Source organism: Agrobacterium salinitolerans (genome assembly GCF_002008225.1).
In the GTDB taxonomy this organism is placed as follows: domain Bacteria; phylum Pseudomonadota; class Alphaproteobacteria; order Rhizobiales; family Rhizobiaceae; genus Agrobacterium; species Agrobacterium salinitolerans.
The window spans coordinates 84,712-100,992 of record NZ_MRDH01000013.1; the positions used below are offsets into that span (position 1 = coordinate 84,712).

The following is a 16,281-nucleotide window of genomic DNA, read 5'->3' on the forward strand; positions in this document are numbered from 1 at the left end:
CTTCAGTATGAAACAAGGAGGTTCGATGCAAAGAGCGGATGACGGGCTTGTCACTGTTGCAACAGGCTACGGGCTAGCAGAAACCGTAGTGACGGCGTCTTTCCTGCGGGCATATGGAGTGCCAACGCTTGCGCTGCCGAGCCACTTCGCCTCGATATTCTGGCATTACACTGTCGCTCTCGGTGGAATAGAAATTCGCGTAGCTGCACGACAAGTCGAGGAAGCGCAGATGTTATTGGATAGCATCGAGCAAAGCCACGACCACGGAAGGACGGACTCCATCCATCCGTTCTGGCGGGGGATTGCCGCTCTCATGGTACTGTTCTTCTTTTCGGTGCCGCCGCCGGCAAAAGGCATCTTCCGAAACGCAACCCATTCCACTTACGGCCTACGGCCGAACCAAAATTCATAATTTCACATAACTGAGTCTGGCATTTTTAAATCGATTAGATTATTGATGCCCCAACCTTTGAAGATCGAGAGAATCGATATGAGCAGTCAGATCATTCCTGTTGAACCTTTTGATTGTGTCGTTTTCGGCGGCACGGGCGATCTTGCCGAGCGCAAGCTTCTGCCAGCCCTCTATCACCGGCAGGTCGAAGGTCAGTTCACGGAGCCGACCCGCATCATCGGCGCATCGCGTTCGGTTATGACCCATGAGGAATATCGCAAATTCGCGCAGGACGCGCTGAAGGAGCACCTGAAGGCCGGCGAATATGACGACGCGCAGGTTGCCGTGTTCCTGAACAGGCTTTTTTATGTGCCCGTTGATGCCAAGGGCAACAATGGCTGGGATGTGCTGAAGAAGCTGCTGGACGAGGGCAAGGAGCGCGTGCGCGCCTTCTATCTGGCCGTAGCGCCGGGCATTTTCGGCGATATCGCCGACAAGATCCGTGAGCACAAGCTGATCACCCGTTCGACCCGCATCGTCGTGGAAAAGCCGATCGGCCGCGATCTCGCCTCCGCCCAGGAACTCAACGACACCATCGGCCACGTCTTCAAGGAAGAGCAGATCTTTCGTATCGACCACTATCTCGGCAAGGAGACGGTGCAGAACCTGATGGCGTTGCGTTTCGCCAATGCGCTTTACGAGCCGCTGTGGAATTCCGCCCATATCGACCACGTTCAGATCACGGTTGCCGAAGCGGTCGGTCTGGAAGGCCGCGCCGGGTATTATGACAAGGCCGGGGCGCTGCGCGACATGGTGCAGAACCATATCCTTCAGCTGCTTTGCCTCGTGGCCATGGAGCCACCCGCTTCGATGAAATCGGAAGCGGTGCGCGACGAAAAGCTGAAGGTTCTGCGTTCGCTGAAGCCGATCGATACCAGCAATGTCGAAAAGCTGACCGTTCGCGGCCAGTACCGCGCCGGTGCTTCCGCCGGTGGTCCGGTCAAAGGCTATCTGGAAGAGCTGGAAGGCGGCGTTTCCAACACCGAAACCTTCGTCGCCATCAAGGCTGAAATCGCCAACTGGCGCTGGGCGGGCGTTCCCTTCTACATCCGCACGGGAAAACGCCTCGCGACCCGTGTTTCGGAAATCGTCGTCACCTTCAAGCAGATTCCGCATTCGATCTTCGACGATGCGGCCGGCAAGATCGAAGCCAACAAGCTGGTCATTCGCCTGCAGCCGGATGAAGGCGTCAAGCAGTCGCTCCTCATCAAGGATCCCGGTCCGGGCGGCATGCGCCTGCGTCAGGTTTCGCTGGACATGAGCTTTGCGGAAGCCTTCAACGTGCGCAGCCCCGATGCCTATGAACGGCTGTTGATGGATACCATCCGTTCCAACCAGACGCTGTTCATGCGCCGCGACGAAGTCGAGGCCGCCTGGGACTGGGTCGATCCGATCCTCAAGAGCTGGGAAGAGCTTGGCCAGGGCGTACAGGGTTACACGGCCGGCACCTGGGGTCCGAGCGGCTCGATCGCACTGATCGAGCGCGACGGCCGCACTTGGCACGATGCCGACTGAGGGCCGCGCGATGAGCGAAACCATTCACGTCTTCGACACCGCCCCCGCGCTGGCCACCGCGCTTGCGGCGGAGGTTGCCAAACGCCTTGATGCGGCAACCAGGGAACGGGGGACCGCGAGCATTGCGGTCTCCGGCGGGTCGACACCGAAGCTGTTTTTTCAGGCGCTTTCCAAACACGATCTCGACTGGCCCAATATCAGCGTGACGCTGGTGGACGAGCGTTTCGTGCCACCGGAAAGCGACCGGTCGAACCATCGTCTCGTCGCCGAAAACCTTTTGCAGGACAAGGCGAAGGCGGCTTATTTCGTGCCGCTGTTCCAGCCGGCGGCCTCGCCGGAAGATGCCGCAACCCTTGCGACGGTCAAGACCGAAGCGATCTGCGATCCCTTCGATGTCGTCATTCTCGGCATGGGAACGGATGGCCACACGGCATCGTTCTTCCCCGGTGGAGATAATCTCTACGAAGCGCTCGATCTCGATGAACCGCGCGGCGTCCTGACCATGGCGGCGGAAAATGCCGGCGAGAAGCGGTTGACCTTCAACTTCTCCAGCCTGCACGATGCCGGCTTTCTGGTGCTTCATATCGAAGGTGCAGCCAAGAAGGCGACGCTGGAGAAAGCGCAGTCCGGTGAGGATGAGGATGAAATGCCGATCCGTGCCGTGCTGAACCGGGCGGAAACGCCCGTGGATATATACTGGGCGCCATGAGCCAGTGCGGTTGCCGCCTCTGCGGCCCGCGACACGCGCCCCGAAGACATGAAGACTGAACCACGACAACCGGCCGCTCACCTCCCGGAACGCCGGTTGCCGACCAACGAACAGGATGAACGCCCATGTCCGCCGATTCCCGCATTCAGGCCATTACCGCCCGCATCGTCGAACGTTCCAAGCCCTACCGCGAGACCTATCTCGAGCGGCTGCGGCTGCAGGTTTCCAAAGGCGTTCACCGTTCCGTGCTTTCCTGCGGCAATCTTGCACATGGATTTGCCGTCTGTTCCCCCGCCGACAAGGACATCCTTGCCGGCGACCGGGTTCCCAATCTCGGCATCATCACCGCCTATAACGACATGCTGTCGGCTCACCAGCCCTATGAGACCTTCCCGGCGATCATCCGTGATGCGGCCAGGGAAGCAGGCGGCATAGCGCAGGTGGCAGGCGCGGTTCCCGCCATGTGCGATGGCGTGACCCAGGGGCAGCCCGGCATGGAGCTTTCGCTGTTTTCCCGCGATGCAATCGCCATGGCTGCCGGTATCGGTCTGTCGCACAACATGTTCGATGCGGCTCTCTATCTCGGCGTATGCGACAAGATCGTGCCCGGCCTCGTGATCGCGGCCCTCGCCTTCGGTCACCTGCCCGCGGTCTTCGTTCCCGCCGGCCCGATGACGTCAGGCCTGCCGAATGACGAGAAGTCGCGTATTCGTCAGCTCTATGCCGAAGGCAAGGTCGGTCGCGCCGAGCTGCTCGAAGCGGAATCCAAATCCTACCACGGCCCCGGCACCTGCACCTTCTACGGCACCGCCAATTCCAACCAGATGCTGATGGAAATCATGGGCTTCCACATGCCTGGTTCGTCCTTCATCAATCCCGGCACGCCACTGCGTGACGCGCTGACCCGCGAGGCCACCAAGCGAGCTCTCGCCATCACCGCGCAGGGCAATGAATTCACGCCCGCTGGCGAGATGATCGACGAGCGGTCGGTCGTCAACGGTGTCGTCGGCCTGCATGCGACGGGCGGCTCCACCAACCACACCATGCATCTGATCGCCATGGCGCGTGCCGCCGGCATCATCCTCACCTGGCAGGATATTTCCGATCTTTCGGACATCGTGCCGCTGCTCGCCCGCGTCTATCCCAACGGTCTTGCGGATGTGAACCATTTCCACGCCGCCGGCGGCATGGGCTTCCTCATCAAGCAGCTCCTGAAGCAGGGCTTCGTGCATGACGATGTTCGCACAGTCTTCGGACAGGGGCTTGCAGCCTACACCGTGGATGCCCTGCTGGACGAGAAGGGCGCCGTCACCCGCCAGCCCTCACCCGAACAGAGCCACGACCCGAAGGTTCTTTCCAGCATCGAAACCCCGTTCCAGCCAACGGGCGGCCTGAAGATGCTGACGGGCAATCTCGGCAAATCGGTCATCAAGATTTCCGCCGTCAAGCCGGAACGCCACATCATCGAAGCACCGGCGATCGTTTTCCACGACCAACAGGAACTTCAGGACGCCTTCAAGGACGGCAAGCTCAACCGCGATTTCATCGCCGTCGTCCGCTTCCAGGGACCGAAGGCCAACGGCATGCCGGAGCTTCACCGCCTGACACCGCCGCTTGGCGTGCTGCAGGATCGCGGCTTCAAGGTGGCGCTGGTGACCGACGGGCGCATGTCCGGCGCCTCCGGCAAGGTGCCTGCCGCCATCCATGTCACGCCTGAGGCTTCCGATTGCGGCCCGATCTCGCTCATCCGCGACGGCGATATCATCCGTCTCGACGCCATTTCCGGCTCGCTCGAGGTGCTGGTTTCCGCCGCCGAGCTGGCAAAACGCGAACCGGCGCGGGCCGATCTTTCCGGCAATGAATGGGGCATGGGTCGCGAACTTTTCGCCCCCTTCCGCCGCAATGCCGGCCCGGCCGATCAGGGCGCCAGCGTGCTCTTCCATTGATTTTGTGGAGGCGAAGGCCGGATGCGGCTTTCGCCTTTCAACCCTGCTTTGCGGTGTCGCCGGGATACCGACAGAATCCGCTTTATTTCCCACATCCTAAACATCAGACTTGTCATGCGGCTGTGACGATCGCCCTATAGGGCCTTCTCCAGCCGACCGTGGGACGACGGCGCAGTTTCGGATGATGGGGCAATGACATGACGATTTTTTCAAGCAAACGCCGCGACGTGCTGAAGCTTATGGCAGGCACCGCCATGCTGCCGCTCCTGGTGGCGGCCACGCCCGTTATGGCGCAGGATGTAGCCCTTCGCGCCATCGTCATCTCCGACCTGCATTCGGCCTATGAGCGTATCGGCCAGCTTCTCGCGGCCATTGAAACGCGTATCGCCGCCGACAAGACGCCCCACATCATCCTGTTGAATGGCGATCTTTTCGAACTCGGCAACGCTGTGGCCACACGTTCGGCCGGCGAAATCGAATGGACCTTCCTTGCGACGCTCGCCAAGCTTGCCCCCACGGTCATCAATATCGGCAATCATGAACCCGATATCGACAATGATCTTGCCAATTTCGTCAGCCGCGCCCAGGCGCTCGGCATAACCGTGCTTTCCAACATCATCGACAAGCGCAGCGGCAAACTCTATGCGGCTGATAGCGCCGAGGTGAGCGTCGCTGAGCAGCGGGTCGTCGTGGCGGGCTTCGCCACCAATGCGATCAACACCTACCCGAAGGCCACGCGCGAAATGCTCGACATTCCGCAGCCCGTGGAATGGGCCAAGGCCAATCTTCCTGACATCGTCAAACCCGGTGCGATCAACATTGTTCTCAGCCATGCCGGCGTCGTCGCAGACCGCGATATCCTGCCGCTGCTCCCGGATGGCACCCTGCTTGTCGGCGGCCATGACCATCTGAGCTTCGTGCATGAACAGGGCGCCACCCGCTATGTCCATACCGGCTCATGGTGCACCTCCATGACGGTGGCGACCATTTCGGCTCCCGGCAAGGCTGCGGCCATCGAGACGATCTCCATCGATCGCGGCGCTCCCGCATCCCCTGCCCTCAAGGCCCTGATCGAGCAGACGCTTGATAAACACCTGACTGCGGAAGAACGGGAAGTTGTCGGCAAATCGGCGAAGGCGATGACCGTCGACGAGGCGGGCCGCCATGTGGCGCAGCTTATTGCCGCCAAAACTGGCGCGGATGTCGGCTTCGTCGGCCACACCTCCTTCGGTGCGGGCCTGCCCGAGGGCGAGATTCGCCGTTACGATTTCAACGCCTCGCTGCGTTTCGACGGCAAGCTGATGGTGACGGAAGTGGACGGCGAGGCGCTAGCGCAAATCCTCAAGCGATGCAACCAGGATGGCGACATCCCGCTCACAGCGCGCACCGGCGACTATCTCTACGCCATGCCGGAAAAGCCGGAGAAGAAAGGGCGCTACAAGCTGGTCTGCAACGACTGGTCCGCGACCAACCAGAAATCCTATTTCGGCCGCGGCGACCTGACCTTCACCGAGGTGCCGGATGTGAAACTGAAGCAGACGGTTCTGGGCGGGCTTTCTTAAGCTCACAGGCATCGAAGGCAGAGACAGTCGGCAAGAGCCTGCAAATTCTTGATTCATGCCGCGTTTTCGGGATCGATGTGTGAATCAGTCTTGCGGGAAGAGGATGGGTTCGTGATCCTGTGCACCGTTCAGAATGTGCAGAATTTCAACCCGTGTTCCGGTAACACGATAAAAAAACAAGGTAGTTTTCATATAAGGACGGCGACGAACACCGGTTTGCTCGTAACGGGCCACCAGCGGATAAGCACGAGGCATCTCCACCAGCCTTGAACATCGGTCCAGCAATTCGACAACGAATGTTTCTGCGCGTCGCGGATTATCAGCCGCAATAAAATCACCGATGCGGTCAAGGTCTGCCTTGGCCTCGTCGGTGAGAACGACGATCACAGCCCGCTTTCTTCCGCAATTTTTCGGTACTTCGCGCTAAGTTGCGATGCAACGTCCTTGATTGGCGTCACGCGTCCCGCATCTGCGTCTGCAAGTCCGCGCGCAATTGCCAGATCAAGAGCGGCGAGTTTCTTCTCACGCTCTTCCACCAGCCGAACACCCTCCCGCAACACCTCGCTGCGAGAATTATAAAGCCCCGACTTCACAAGGTCTGAAACATAAGTTTCCAGATGACGACCGAGATTTGCACTGCTTGCCATAGCCATATCCTTTCCACCACCTATATCATCCCGTGATAATAGTTAGCAACGGCTGGATATGACACGGGGTGATGCGGAGGGTCGAAACAGCCGGTTAAACCATTTTCGCCGATCCGCAGATGGTCTCAGAACGACCTGATATCGAGCTTGCGTTCCCTGTGTGCGGGATGTGTGCTGAACACGAAAATGCGGTCCAGTTCCTTCTGTGTCAGCATGCGCAGGAAGCGGACGTGGATCGTGTTATTGGCGTTGACGCGCAACATCACGCAGCCGATCTTGGTGATGCGAGCGTCGGGAATATCGAGATAGAACTGGTTCGGCAGATTGTATTTCGTCAGCAGCGCCAGCACCGCTTCGGTCTGGGAGATGCGGATGACATCGCAGCGGCGCGCCGCCATGTGCATCACGGCCTTTTCGGTATATTCGATGCGTGCCGCATTCATGGTATCTTCCATGCGGAACCGGTTTTCGCGGTCATACATGAAGGATTCTTCCTTGCTCAGGTAATGGTTCCTGATGACACCCGTACCGCTCTGCACGTCCAGACTCCCATGCTCGATCAATGGATCGAGACTAGGTCATAGTCTTTAACAATTCATATCAGCGCAGGCTTAAACAGACCGAGAGCGGGACATTTCCGTTATTTTTCCACAGCCGTAAAAAGCTCCGCAAAAAACCCGGAACGAGGACGTTCCGGGGTTTTTGGGGGTCGACTGCAATCAGACGCGGTAGGTCTTGCCCTCGGCATTAAAGAGGTGAAGCTTTTCCTGCGGCGCGGCGAAACGCAGGGTTTGCCCCTTGGCGACCGAGACAATGCCCGGTGCCTTGACGATGATGGGCTCCTGGCCCTTCGGCGCTTCGAGATACAGAAGCGTCACCTCGCCCAGAGCCTCGACAATCGACACTTTCCCTTCGAAAAGATAATCATCACCGGTGACGATGCTCAGATCTTCCGGCCGCACACCGAAGCTTGCGGCCTTGCCCTGTTCGGATGCGGGGGTTGGAACATTGACGGCAAGCGTCTTGCCGCCGGCCAGCTCGATCGACGTCCGCTCGCCAGTCCCGACGATCTTCCCCTCGATGATGTTCATGGCCGGCGAGCCGATGAATTTCGCCACGAAGAGATTGGCCGGGTTCTCGTAAAGTTCGAGCGGCGCCCCGACCTGCTCCACGCGGCCGGCATTCAGAACCACGATACGGTCAGCCAGCGTCATCGCCTCCACCTGGTCATGGGTGACGTAGATCATCGTCGTATCGGCCATCTGCTCGTTGAGCTTGGCGATTTCAATGCGCGTGGCGACACGCAGCGCCGCATCGAGATTCGAGAGCGGCTCATCGAACAGGAAGACTTTCGGATTGCGGCAGATGGCGCGGCCGATGGCGACACGCTGTCGCTGGCCACCGGAGAGTGCCTTTGGCAGACGCTCCAGATATTGCGTCAGCTGCAGGATTTCGGCGGCGGCGCGAACGCGGCGGTCGATTTCCTGCTTGTTTTCCTTGGCGATCTTCATGCCGAAGGCCATGTTGTCGTAAACTGTCATATGCGGATAGAGCGCATAGGACTGGAACACCATGGCAATGCCCCGGCGCGAGGGCGGGATTTCGTTGACGAGCTGGCCGTCGATAAACATCTCGCCGCCGGTGATTTCCTCCAGCCCGGCGATCATGCGCAGCAGCGTCGATTTTCCGCAGCCGGACGGACCGACGAAAACGATGAATTCGCCCTGTTCGATCGAAAGATCGATGCCGTGCAGGACTTTCACCTGCCCATATGATTTGCGGATATCCTTGAGAACGAGACTTGTCATGGGTGTTCCTCCCTCATCTGTCAGGCGTAACGGGCGAAGAATGCGCCCCATGCCGGAAGTTCTACGCTTCTGCCTTCAAGACCGCTTGCAAAGCCGTGGCCTTCAAGAACCTCCCAGTTCCCTTCCGGCAACGTGGCCTTTGCCGGCGTTGCGGCGAGATTGAAGAGGCATAGCACGGTTTCGTTGCCGAGCGTGCGGGTGTAGCTCAGCACTTCGCCCTCAACCGGCTGGAATTCGATACCGCCCTTGGCAAAAGCGGGGTGTTTTTTGCGGAAAGCCAGAAAACGGCGATAGTGCTCAAGCACTGATGCTTCATTGCCCTGCTGGGCACTGACGGCGCGCTGCTTATGCTCGGCCGGAATGGGCAGCCACGTCCTGTCGGCGGTCGAGAAGCCGGCCTGCGCATGGCCCGCATCCCATACCATCGGCGTGCGGCAACCGTCGCGGCCCTTGAATTCCGGCCAGAACTGGATGCCATAGGGATCCTGCAAATCCTCGAAAGCGATATCGGCTTCGGTGAGGCCGAGTTCTTCGCCCTCATAGATGCAGACGGAACCGCGCTGCGTCATCAGCAGCGCCGAAAGCACCTTGGCAAAGGCGTCCTTATCTTCGACATGCTCGCCCCAACGGCTGACATGGCGCACGACATCGTGGTTGGAGAAGGCCCAGCAAGCCCAGCCTTCCGGCGCGGCTCTCGCAAAATCCGCCTGCACATCGGCGACGCGCTGCGGGGTGAGCGCGTCCGGTGCGAGGAATTCGAAGGCGTAGCACATCTGCATCTTGTCATCGCCCGACGTATATTCGCCGACGATTTCGAGACCGCGCTGGCTATCGCCGACTTCACCCACAGCGGCGATGTCAGGGAATTCGTCCAGCACCGCGCGGAAGCGCTTCAGGAACGCGATATTTTCCGGGCGATTCTTGTCGTAGAGATGTTCCTGGAAATTGTAGGGATTGACCGCAGGGGCCGTGGAGGCATTGCGGCGCTCCGGCGCCAGTGCGGGATTGTCGCGCAGTTCAAGGTCGTGGAAATAGAAGTTGATGGTGTCGAGGCGGAAACCGTCGACGCCGCGCTTCAGCCAGAAACGGGTGATGTTCAGCAGCTCTTCCTGCACCTCCGGATTATGCAGGTTGAGGTCCGGCTGCGAGGTCAGGAAGTTGTGCATGTAATATTGCATGCGGGTCGGGTCCCACTGCCAGCCCGAACCGCCGAAAATCGACAGCCAGTTATTGGGCGGCGTGCCATCCGGTTTGGCGTCAGACCAGACGTACCAGTCCGCTTTCGGATTGTTGCGGCTGGCGCGGCTTTCCACGAACCACGGATGCTGGTCGGACGTGTGCGACAGAACGAGATCGATCATGACGCGGATACCGAGGCGGTGGGCTTCGGCAATCAACCCGTCGAAATCGGCAAGCGTGCCGAACATCGGGTCGACATCGACATAATTCGAGACGTCGTAACCGAAATCCTTCATCGGCGAGGTGAAGAAGGGCGAAATCCAGATCGCATCGGCACCCAGATTGGCGATATGCGCCAGCCGGTCGGTGATGCCCTTGAGATCGCCGATGCCGTCACCATTGGAGTCCTGATAGGAGCGCGGGTAGATCTGATAGATAACGGCGCCGCGCCACCAATCCTTGTTGGGCGTCAAAGCGGAAGTCACCGAAGCGGTCATGGAAGTGTCCTGTGAGGTATGGGCGTTCATGGATTGATCAGCCTCCCTTGACGGAGCCTGCCAGCAGGCCACGCACGAGATAACGTTGAAGAGCAAAGAAAACGCCAAGCGGCACGATGATGGTAACAAAGGCCGAGGCGGTAAGGATTTCCCAGTTGCCGCCACGCGAGCCGAGCAGCGCGTTGAGCGCACCCGTCAGCACGAGTTCGTTCTTCTGCGTGCCAAGGAAGACCATGGCGACGAGCAGGTCGTTCCAGGTCCACAGGAACTGGAATATGGCGAAGGAGGCGAGCGCCGGGAAGGACAGCGGCAGGATGATCTTGACGAAAATTTCAAAGTCGCTCGCGCCATCCACGCGCGCGCTTTCGATGATCTCCTTCGGCAGGCCGGAAATATAGTTGCGCAGCAGATAAATGGCGAGCGGCAGGCCAAAGGCGGTATGCGCCAGCCAGATGCCGGCATAGGTCTTGGACGGCACGCCGAAGATGGTGCCGATTTCGTTATAGAGCCGCAAAAGCGGGATGAGCGACATCTGCAACGGCACGACGATGAGGCCCACCACCATGGCAATCAAGAGATTGCGGCCGGAAAAGTTCATCCATGACAGGGCATAGGCGGCAAAGGCGGCAATCAGGATCGGGATGACGGTTGCCGGCACCGCCACGGTCAGCGAATTGACGAAGGATTGACCGATGCCTTCCGAGGTCAGGACCGTGCGATAATTATCGAGCGTGAAGACCGGCGGCGTGGCGACGGAAATATAGACGCGCTTGCCTCGAGAGCCCTCGAAGCTTGAGGCCTTGCTGTATTCGTAGCTGCCGTCCGAATTGACGAGAAGTGTCTCGCCATCACCGATATCGGCAGCCTCCCCGGCTTTGAAGGCTGTGGGTTCCTGCACACGGACGCCGAAGGCGGCGACCTTGCCGCCCTGACCGTTTTCAAAGACGTTGCCGGAGATTACGTAGCGGCTACCGTCCTGCTTCTGCACGGAAGCATCGGCGAGGCGAACCGCAGAAGTCTGTTCGGAACTGGAGAAGGCCGTCCACCAGCCGGATACGGTAATCTGGTCCTTGTCGCGCAGCGAGCTGACGAGAATGCCGAGCGTGGGCAGGAGCCAGAGAAGCACGACGACGAGGACGCTGGCGTGGACGATGAGGCGCGGCAGGCCGACGCGGCGAAGACGTTTGACGATATTCATCTCAGCGGCCCTCCATCTCGCGGTTCGCCTGGCGGATGTTCCAGACCATGATCGGGGTGACGGCCGCCATGATGATGAGCGCGATGACGGCACTTCGGCCGCTGTCTCCGCCGCCTCGGAACATCCAGTCGAACATGAGATTGGCGAGAACCATCGTGTTCCACTGGCCGTTGGTCATGGTGAGCACGATATCGAAGACCTTGAGGACAAGAATGGTGATCGTCGTCCAGACGACGGCGATGGTGCCCCAGATCTGCGGAACCATGATCTTCCAGAAGATCTGCCAGCCATTGGCGCCGTCGATCACCGCGGCCTCGATGGTTTCTTCGGGAATGCCGCGCAGGGCTGCGGACAGGATGACCATGGCGAAACCGGTCTGAATCCAGATGAGGATCACCATCAGGAAGAAATTGTTCCAGAAGGGCATGGAAATCCACACTTCCGGGCTGCCGCCGAAAAATTCGACGACGGCGTTGAGCAGGCCGATCTGCACCTGCCCCTCGGCGCGGTATTCGTAGATGAATTTCCAGATGACGGACGCGCCGACGAAGGAGATCGCCATCGGCATGAAAACGATGGATTTGGCGATGTTGCCCCACCAGATGCGGTCGGTCATGACAGCGATGACGAGGCCGAAGAAGGTGCAGGCGGCCGGTACGACAGCGAGCCAGAGGATATTGTTGAAGATCGACTGGCGGAAACCGGCATCGAAAATCGCCCAGCGATAATTGGCAAGCCCAACGAATTCGCTGCCGGTCCGATCATAAAAGGACAGGATCAGCGTGGCGATGACAGGGTACACCAGATAGACCAGCAGAAGGATCAACGCCGGGCCAATGAACAGCCAAGGCCGGACGGCGGCGCGGCGATTGAGATTGCGGGATGCGTGAATGACGTCTCCCGAGCGGACGGGAAAGATCGCCTGCAGCGCCTTGTCGGATAGCCAATAATAGGCAGCGCAAGCAAAAACGCCCGCCACCATGACGCCGATGGCTGACACGAGTTGTTGAGCCATGTTCCCTCCCTTGATCCTCTCCGCGCCGCGCTGATTTATGCGGTCGTCGGGGCCGTTCCGTTGGTTAAGGCCCGGCAGCAAACCGCCGGGCCTGATCCGATTTTACTTCAGGCCGTCCCAGGCCTTCTGGATTTCGGCGGCGACCTGATCGGCGGACTTGCCGCCGACGAAATCGATCATGCCGGTCCAGAACGCGCCGGCGCCGATTTTGCCGGGCATCAGGTCGGAACCATCGAAGCCGAAGCTGGTCGCGGTCGTGAGGATTTCGCCCTGCCGCTTCATCTGCTCATTGGCATAGGCATCGACATTCACACCTTTGTACGGCGTCAGGAAGCTGGACTGCGCCATCCAGACTTCATGGGCAATCGGGGTTTGCAGGAATTCAACGAATGCCTTGGCGGCAGGCGCTTCCTTGGTGATGGTGACGAGCGTGCCGGCGCCGAGAACCGGCTTGCCGAGGTCAGGCTTGGACGCGTAAGTCGGCATGTAGAAGAAATCCGCATCCGTGCCGACCTTGGTGCCCTCAGGGAAGAAGGACGGAATGAACGACGCCTGATGGTGCAGGTAGCACTTCGGCGGAATGTCGAAGAGGCCCTTGGGGCTGTCGCGGAAGTCGGTGGAGGCCACGGCCGCGACGCCGCCGCTGACGTATTTTTCGTTCTTGGCGAATTTGCCGAATTCGTTGATCGCCTCGACCACGGCCGGATCGGTGAACTTGACCTCGTTGGTCGTCCATTTCTGGTAAACGTCGAGCGGCTGCGTGCGCAGCATCAGGTCTTCCACCCAGTCCGTTGCTGGCCAGCCGGTAGCGCCGCCGGAGCCGAGGCCGATGCACCAGGGCGTGCCGCCATCGGCAACGATCTGGTCCGTCAGCTTGAACAGGTCTTCCATGGTCTCGGGCACTTTATAGCCCGCTTCCTCGAAGTTCTCAGGCACATACCAGACGAGCGACTTCACATCCGCCTTGAAGGGGAAAGCGAAATAGGCCTTGTTGCCGTCCTTGCCCTTGTAGCTGCCGAGATCGACCCAGGACTGGCCGGCGCCGTAATTTTCCTTGACCCAATTGGCGGTCTCGTCGCCGAGCGGCACGAGGAAGCCCTTAGCCGCCAGATCGGCCAGAAGACCGGGCTGCGGCAGGATGGCAATATTGGGCGGCGAACCCGCCTGCGTATCGATGACGATCTGCTGCTCGTAGTTTTCCGACGAGGAATAACGGACATTCACGCCGGTCGCATCGGCGAAATAGGCAAGCACCGACTGGAACAGGGCCTCGTCTTCACCACGCCACGGACCGAAAATCGTCAGCGTCTGACCTTTCAGGTCGGCATGGGCCGCCTTGAAGTCCTCGTAGCTTTTCCAGTTGAACTTGGCGTCGCCGCCGGGTGCAAATTTAAGGTCGGCGGCAAAGGCCGCACCGGACAGCAAAGCCATGACGGCAGCTGTCGCCAAAAGAGTCTTCTGCATGTGATTTACCTCCCATCACATAAAAGGCGCAAAGCGTCCTCTCCAATCAAAGCGCTTTGGCTGCCTATTCATCTCATTGTCATTAAGACAGAGTCAAGAGGCTCTTTGTTCGGAAACGTTGCAGCGCCTCATAAATAGTCATATTTAATTCGGAAGGCGGCTATCCTTTTCGATTGAGAAATGCAGTGGAGGCTGGTAAAAATCTAAAGCGCTTTGGGAATTGAGGAGAGGCTTTGCCGTATTCTTAGGCGCGCGCATGGAGGAAATTATAGACATGAACCTGAAACAGTTGTCGCAACTGCTGGGCATTTCGCAGACGACCATCAGCAGGGCGCTCAACGGCTATCCGGAGGTCAGCGCCGAAACGCGCCGCCGCGTCATGGACGCTGCCGAAAAGACGGGATATCGCCCGAATGCGGCAGCGCAACGGCTGGCGACGGGCAAGGTCGGCTCCATCGGACTTGTCATGCCGATTGGCGAACACCACCGTTCCGACGTGCATTTCGGCGAATTCCTGAGCGGCCTCGGTGAAGAGGCGTCGCGCAGCGGCTTTCATCTCGTGATCATGCCCACCGAGCCGGAAAAGGAGCGCGAAGCTCTGCGGGGGCTCGCCACAAACGGCAGCGTCGATGGCATCTATCTCGCCTATATGAAGAAGAACGACCCGCGCATCGCCATGTTGCAGTCGCTCTCCCTGCCCTTCCTAGTCCATGGCCGCTCCGTCGGCGTGGAGGAGGACTATCCCTATCTCGACGTGGACAATGAGGGCGCGTTTCGCGATGCGACCCAGCTTCTCCTCCAGCTTGGCCACACGCGGATCGGGCTGCTGAACGGCCCGGAGGGTTATGATTTCACCTATCGGCGCTGTCTCGGGGTGGAAAAGGCGCTTTCGGCACATGGCCTGACATTGCATGCGAACAACAAGAGACACAGCAGCATGACCGATGAGGAAGGTTATCTCGGCATGGAAGCGTTGCTGTCACGGCCGGAAAAGCCGACCGCCATTCTCTGTGCCAGTACCGCGCTTGCGCTCGGCGCGATCCGTTCTCTCAACCAGCGCGGCCTGAAACCCGGCAAGGATATTTCGCTGATCGCCCATGACGACGTGCTGCCGCTTTTGAAGCCGGATAATTTCTCCGTGCCGCTGACCACCACCCGTTCGTCGCTCCGGGCGGCGGGGGTGCGGGTGGGCCAGCGCCTGATCAACCGGATCAAGCTCAACCAGACCGAACCGCATCAGGAACTCTGGAAGGCGGAACTGGTGGTGCGTGCCTCGACGGGGCCGGCTCCGAAAGTGTAGCCGGCCGTTTCCAACCGCTTAGAATTTCGGCGCGGTCAGGCCCAGCGCGCGATGGGCGGCGATGACGGTGTTGGCCATCAGCATGGCGATGGTCATCGGGCCGACGCCGCCGGGAACAGGCGTGATGGCGGCAGCAACCGCGCTCACCTCGTCATAAGCGACATCGCCCACCAGCTTCGACTTGCCTTCGCCCTTTTCCGGCGCGGGGATGCGGTTGATGCCGACATCGATGACGGTCGCACCCGATTTTACCCAGTCACCCTTCACCATTGCGGCGCGACCGACCGCCGCGACGAGAATATCCGCCGTCTTGCAGATGCCGGCCAGATCCTTGGTGCGGGAATGCGCCATGGTCACCGTGGCATTGGCATTCAGCAGAAGCTGGCCCATGGGCTTGCCGAACAGGTTGGAGCGGCCGATGACGACGGCGTTGAGGCCGGAAAGGTCGTCGCCGTGAATGCCGCGTACCAGCAGCATGGCACCGGCGGGCGTGCAGGAGATGAGGCCGGTGGCGAGATCGCCGGTCGCGAGCTTGCCGGCGTTGAGCACGCTCAGACCATCGACATCCTTTTCGGGTAGGATCGACTGGATGATCTCGTCAGAATTGAAGTGTTTCGGCAGCGGCAGCTGCACCAGAATACCGTGAATGGAGGCATCGGCGTTCAGTTCGCCGACAAGCTTCAGGAGATCAGCTTGCGTGGTTTCTTCCGGCAGCGTGTGCTGGATGGAGTTGAAACCGCATTGCTTGGCCATCTTGCTCTTGGAGTTCACGTAAGCATGGCTGGCCGGATCATTTCCGACAATGACAACCGCGAGACCAGGCTTTACGCCCTTTTCCACCTCAAGCGCTTCTGCCGATTTGCGGACCGCCTCCGTTACCGAAGCCGCCTTCGCCTTCCCGTCAATCACAACTGCCATGCGTCCTGCTCCTGCTGGGTTACGTCGGCTCCGTATGGTGCCCCCGCCACAGGAATGCAAGCTAAAATGCGG

15 protein-coding genes are annotated in these 16,281 nt (G+C 59.7%); 6 read left to right on the plus strand and 9 right to left on the minus strand.

The genetic code is table 11. From position 1 onward, the window contains the following. Window positions 1-25 precede the first annotated feature (25 nt). The 5 genes from BS627_RS11550 to BS627_RS11570 all read left to right on the plus strand — a co-directional run bounded on the left by BS627_RS11550 (window position 26) and on the right by BS627_RS11570 (window position 6,183). Window positions 26-412, plus strand: a complete 387-nt coding sequence (locus BS627_RS11550; RefSeq protein WP_077983376.1) for a hypothetical protein — start codon at window positions 26-28, stop codon at window positions 410-412. 78 nt (window positions 413-490) lie between these two features. After that, entirely contained in the window at window positions 491-1,966 is a 1,476-nt protein-coding gene (gene zwf, locus BS627_RS11555) for a glucose-6-phosphate dehydrogenase (RefSeq protein WP_077983427.1), read from the plus strand. A 10-nt stretch (window positions 1,967-1,976) separates the two neighbouring features. After that, a complete protein-coding gene (gene pgl, locus BS627_RS11560; protein ID WP_077983428.1) occupies window positions 1,977-2,675 on the plus strand; it encodes a 6-phosphogluconolactonase in 699 nt (232 codons plus the stop codon). A gap of 125 nt (window positions 2,676-2,800) precedes the next feature. After that, window positions 2,801-4,621 (plus strand): phosphogluconate dehydratase, encoded by a 1,821-nt coding sequence (edd, locus tag BS627_RS11565; protein WP_077983378.1) that lies wholly within the window; start codon window positions 2,801-2,803, stop codon window positions 4,619-4,621. Between the two features lie 197 nt (window positions 4,622-4,818). After that, window positions 4,819-6,183 (plus strand): metallophosphoesterase, encoded by a 1,365-nt coding sequence (locus BS627_RS11570; RefSeq protein ID WP_077983379.1) that lies wholly within the window; start codon window positions 4,819-4,821, stop codon window positions 6,181-6,183. Between the two features lie 84 nt (window positions 6,184-6,267). On the opposite strand, the gene BS627_RS11575 is transcribed toward BS627_RS11570, so the two are convergent. The 8 genes from BS627_RS11575 to BS627_RS11610 all read right to left on the minus strand — a co-directional run bounded on the left by BS627_RS11575 (window position 6,268) and on the right by BS627_RS11610 (window position 13,991). Continuing rightward, entirely contained in the window at window positions 6,268-6,570 is a 303-nt protein-coding gene (locus tag BS627_RS11575) for a type II toxin-antitoxin system RelE/ParE family toxin (RefSeq protein ID WP_077983380.1), read from the minus strand. Further along, entirely contained in the window at window positions 6,567-6,830 is a 264-nt protein-coding gene (locus tag BS627_RS11580) for a type II toxin-antitoxin system ParD family antitoxin (RefSeq protein ID WP_077983381.1), read from the minus strand. Before BS627_RS11580 ends, BS627_RS11575 begins: the two co-directional genes overlap by 4 nt. Before the next feature lie 125 nt (window positions 6,831-6,955). Next, window positions 6,956-7,312, minus strand: a complete 357-nt coding sequence (locus BS627_RS11585; protein ID WP_162520486.1) for a hypothetical protein — start codon at window positions 7,310-7,312, stop codon at window positions 6,956-6,958. Window positions 7,313-7,549: 237 nt separating this feature from the next. Continuing rightward, window positions 7,550-8,638: an ABC transporter ATP-binding protein gene (locus BS627_RS11590; protein WP_077983382.1), complete on the minus strand. Its 1,089-nt coding sequence runs from the start codon at window positions 8,636-8,638 to the stop codon at window positions 7,550-7,552. 20 nt (window positions 8,639-8,658) lie between these two features. Next, window positions 8,659-10,314: a beta-galactosidase BglA gene (gene bglA, locus BS627_RS11595; protein WP_077983383.1), complete on the minus strand. Its 1,656-nt coding sequence runs from the start codon at window positions 10,312-10,314 to the stop codon at window positions 8,659-8,661. A gap of 37 nt (window positions 10,315-10,351) precedes the next feature. Next, the gene (locus BS627_RS11600) at window positions 10,352-11,512 is read right to left on the minus strand and encodes a carbohydrate ABC transporter permease (RefSeq protein WP_077983384.1); all 1,161 of its coding nucleotides are present in this window, start codon (window positions 11,510-11,512) and stop codon (window positions 10,352-10,354) included. A gap of 1 nt (window position 11,513) precedes the next feature. Continuing rightward, window positions 11,514-12,527 (minus strand): carbohydrate ABC transporter permease, encoded by a 1,014-nt coding sequence (locus tag BS627_RS11605; protein WP_077983385.1) that lies wholly within the window; start codon window positions 12,525-12,527, stop codon window positions 11,514-11,516. A gap of 102 nt (window positions 12,528-12,629) precedes the next feature. Then, window positions 12,630-13,991: an ABC transporter substrate-binding protein gene (locus BS627_RS11610; RefSeq protein ID WP_077983386.1), complete on the minus strand. Its 1,362-nt coding sequence runs from the start codon at window positions 13,989-13,991 to the stop codon at window positions 12,630-12,632. A gap of 274 nt (window positions 13,992-14,265) precedes the next feature. Here BS627_RS11610 and BS627_RS11615 point away from each other — a divergent pair, with 274 nt between their 5' ends. After that, window positions 14,266-15,291 carry a LacI family DNA-binding transcriptional regulator gene (locus BS627_RS11615; protein ID WP_077983430.1) on the plus strand — a complete coding sequence of 342 codons (1,026 nt, stop codon included), beginning with the start codon at window positions 14,266-14,268 and terminating at the stop codon, window positions 15,289-15,291. Window positions 15,292-15,309: 18 nt separating this feature from the next. On the opposite strand, the gene BS627_RS11620 is transcribed toward BS627_RS11615, so the two are convergent. Beyond that, a complete protein-coding gene (locus tag BS627_RS11620; protein ID WP_077983387.1) occupies window positions 15,310-16,209 on the minus strand; it encodes a bifunctional methylenetetrahydrofolate dehydrogenase/methenyltetrahydrofolate cyclohydrolase in 900 nt (299 codons plus the stop codon). Window positions 16,210-16,281 lie beyond the last annotated feature (72 nt).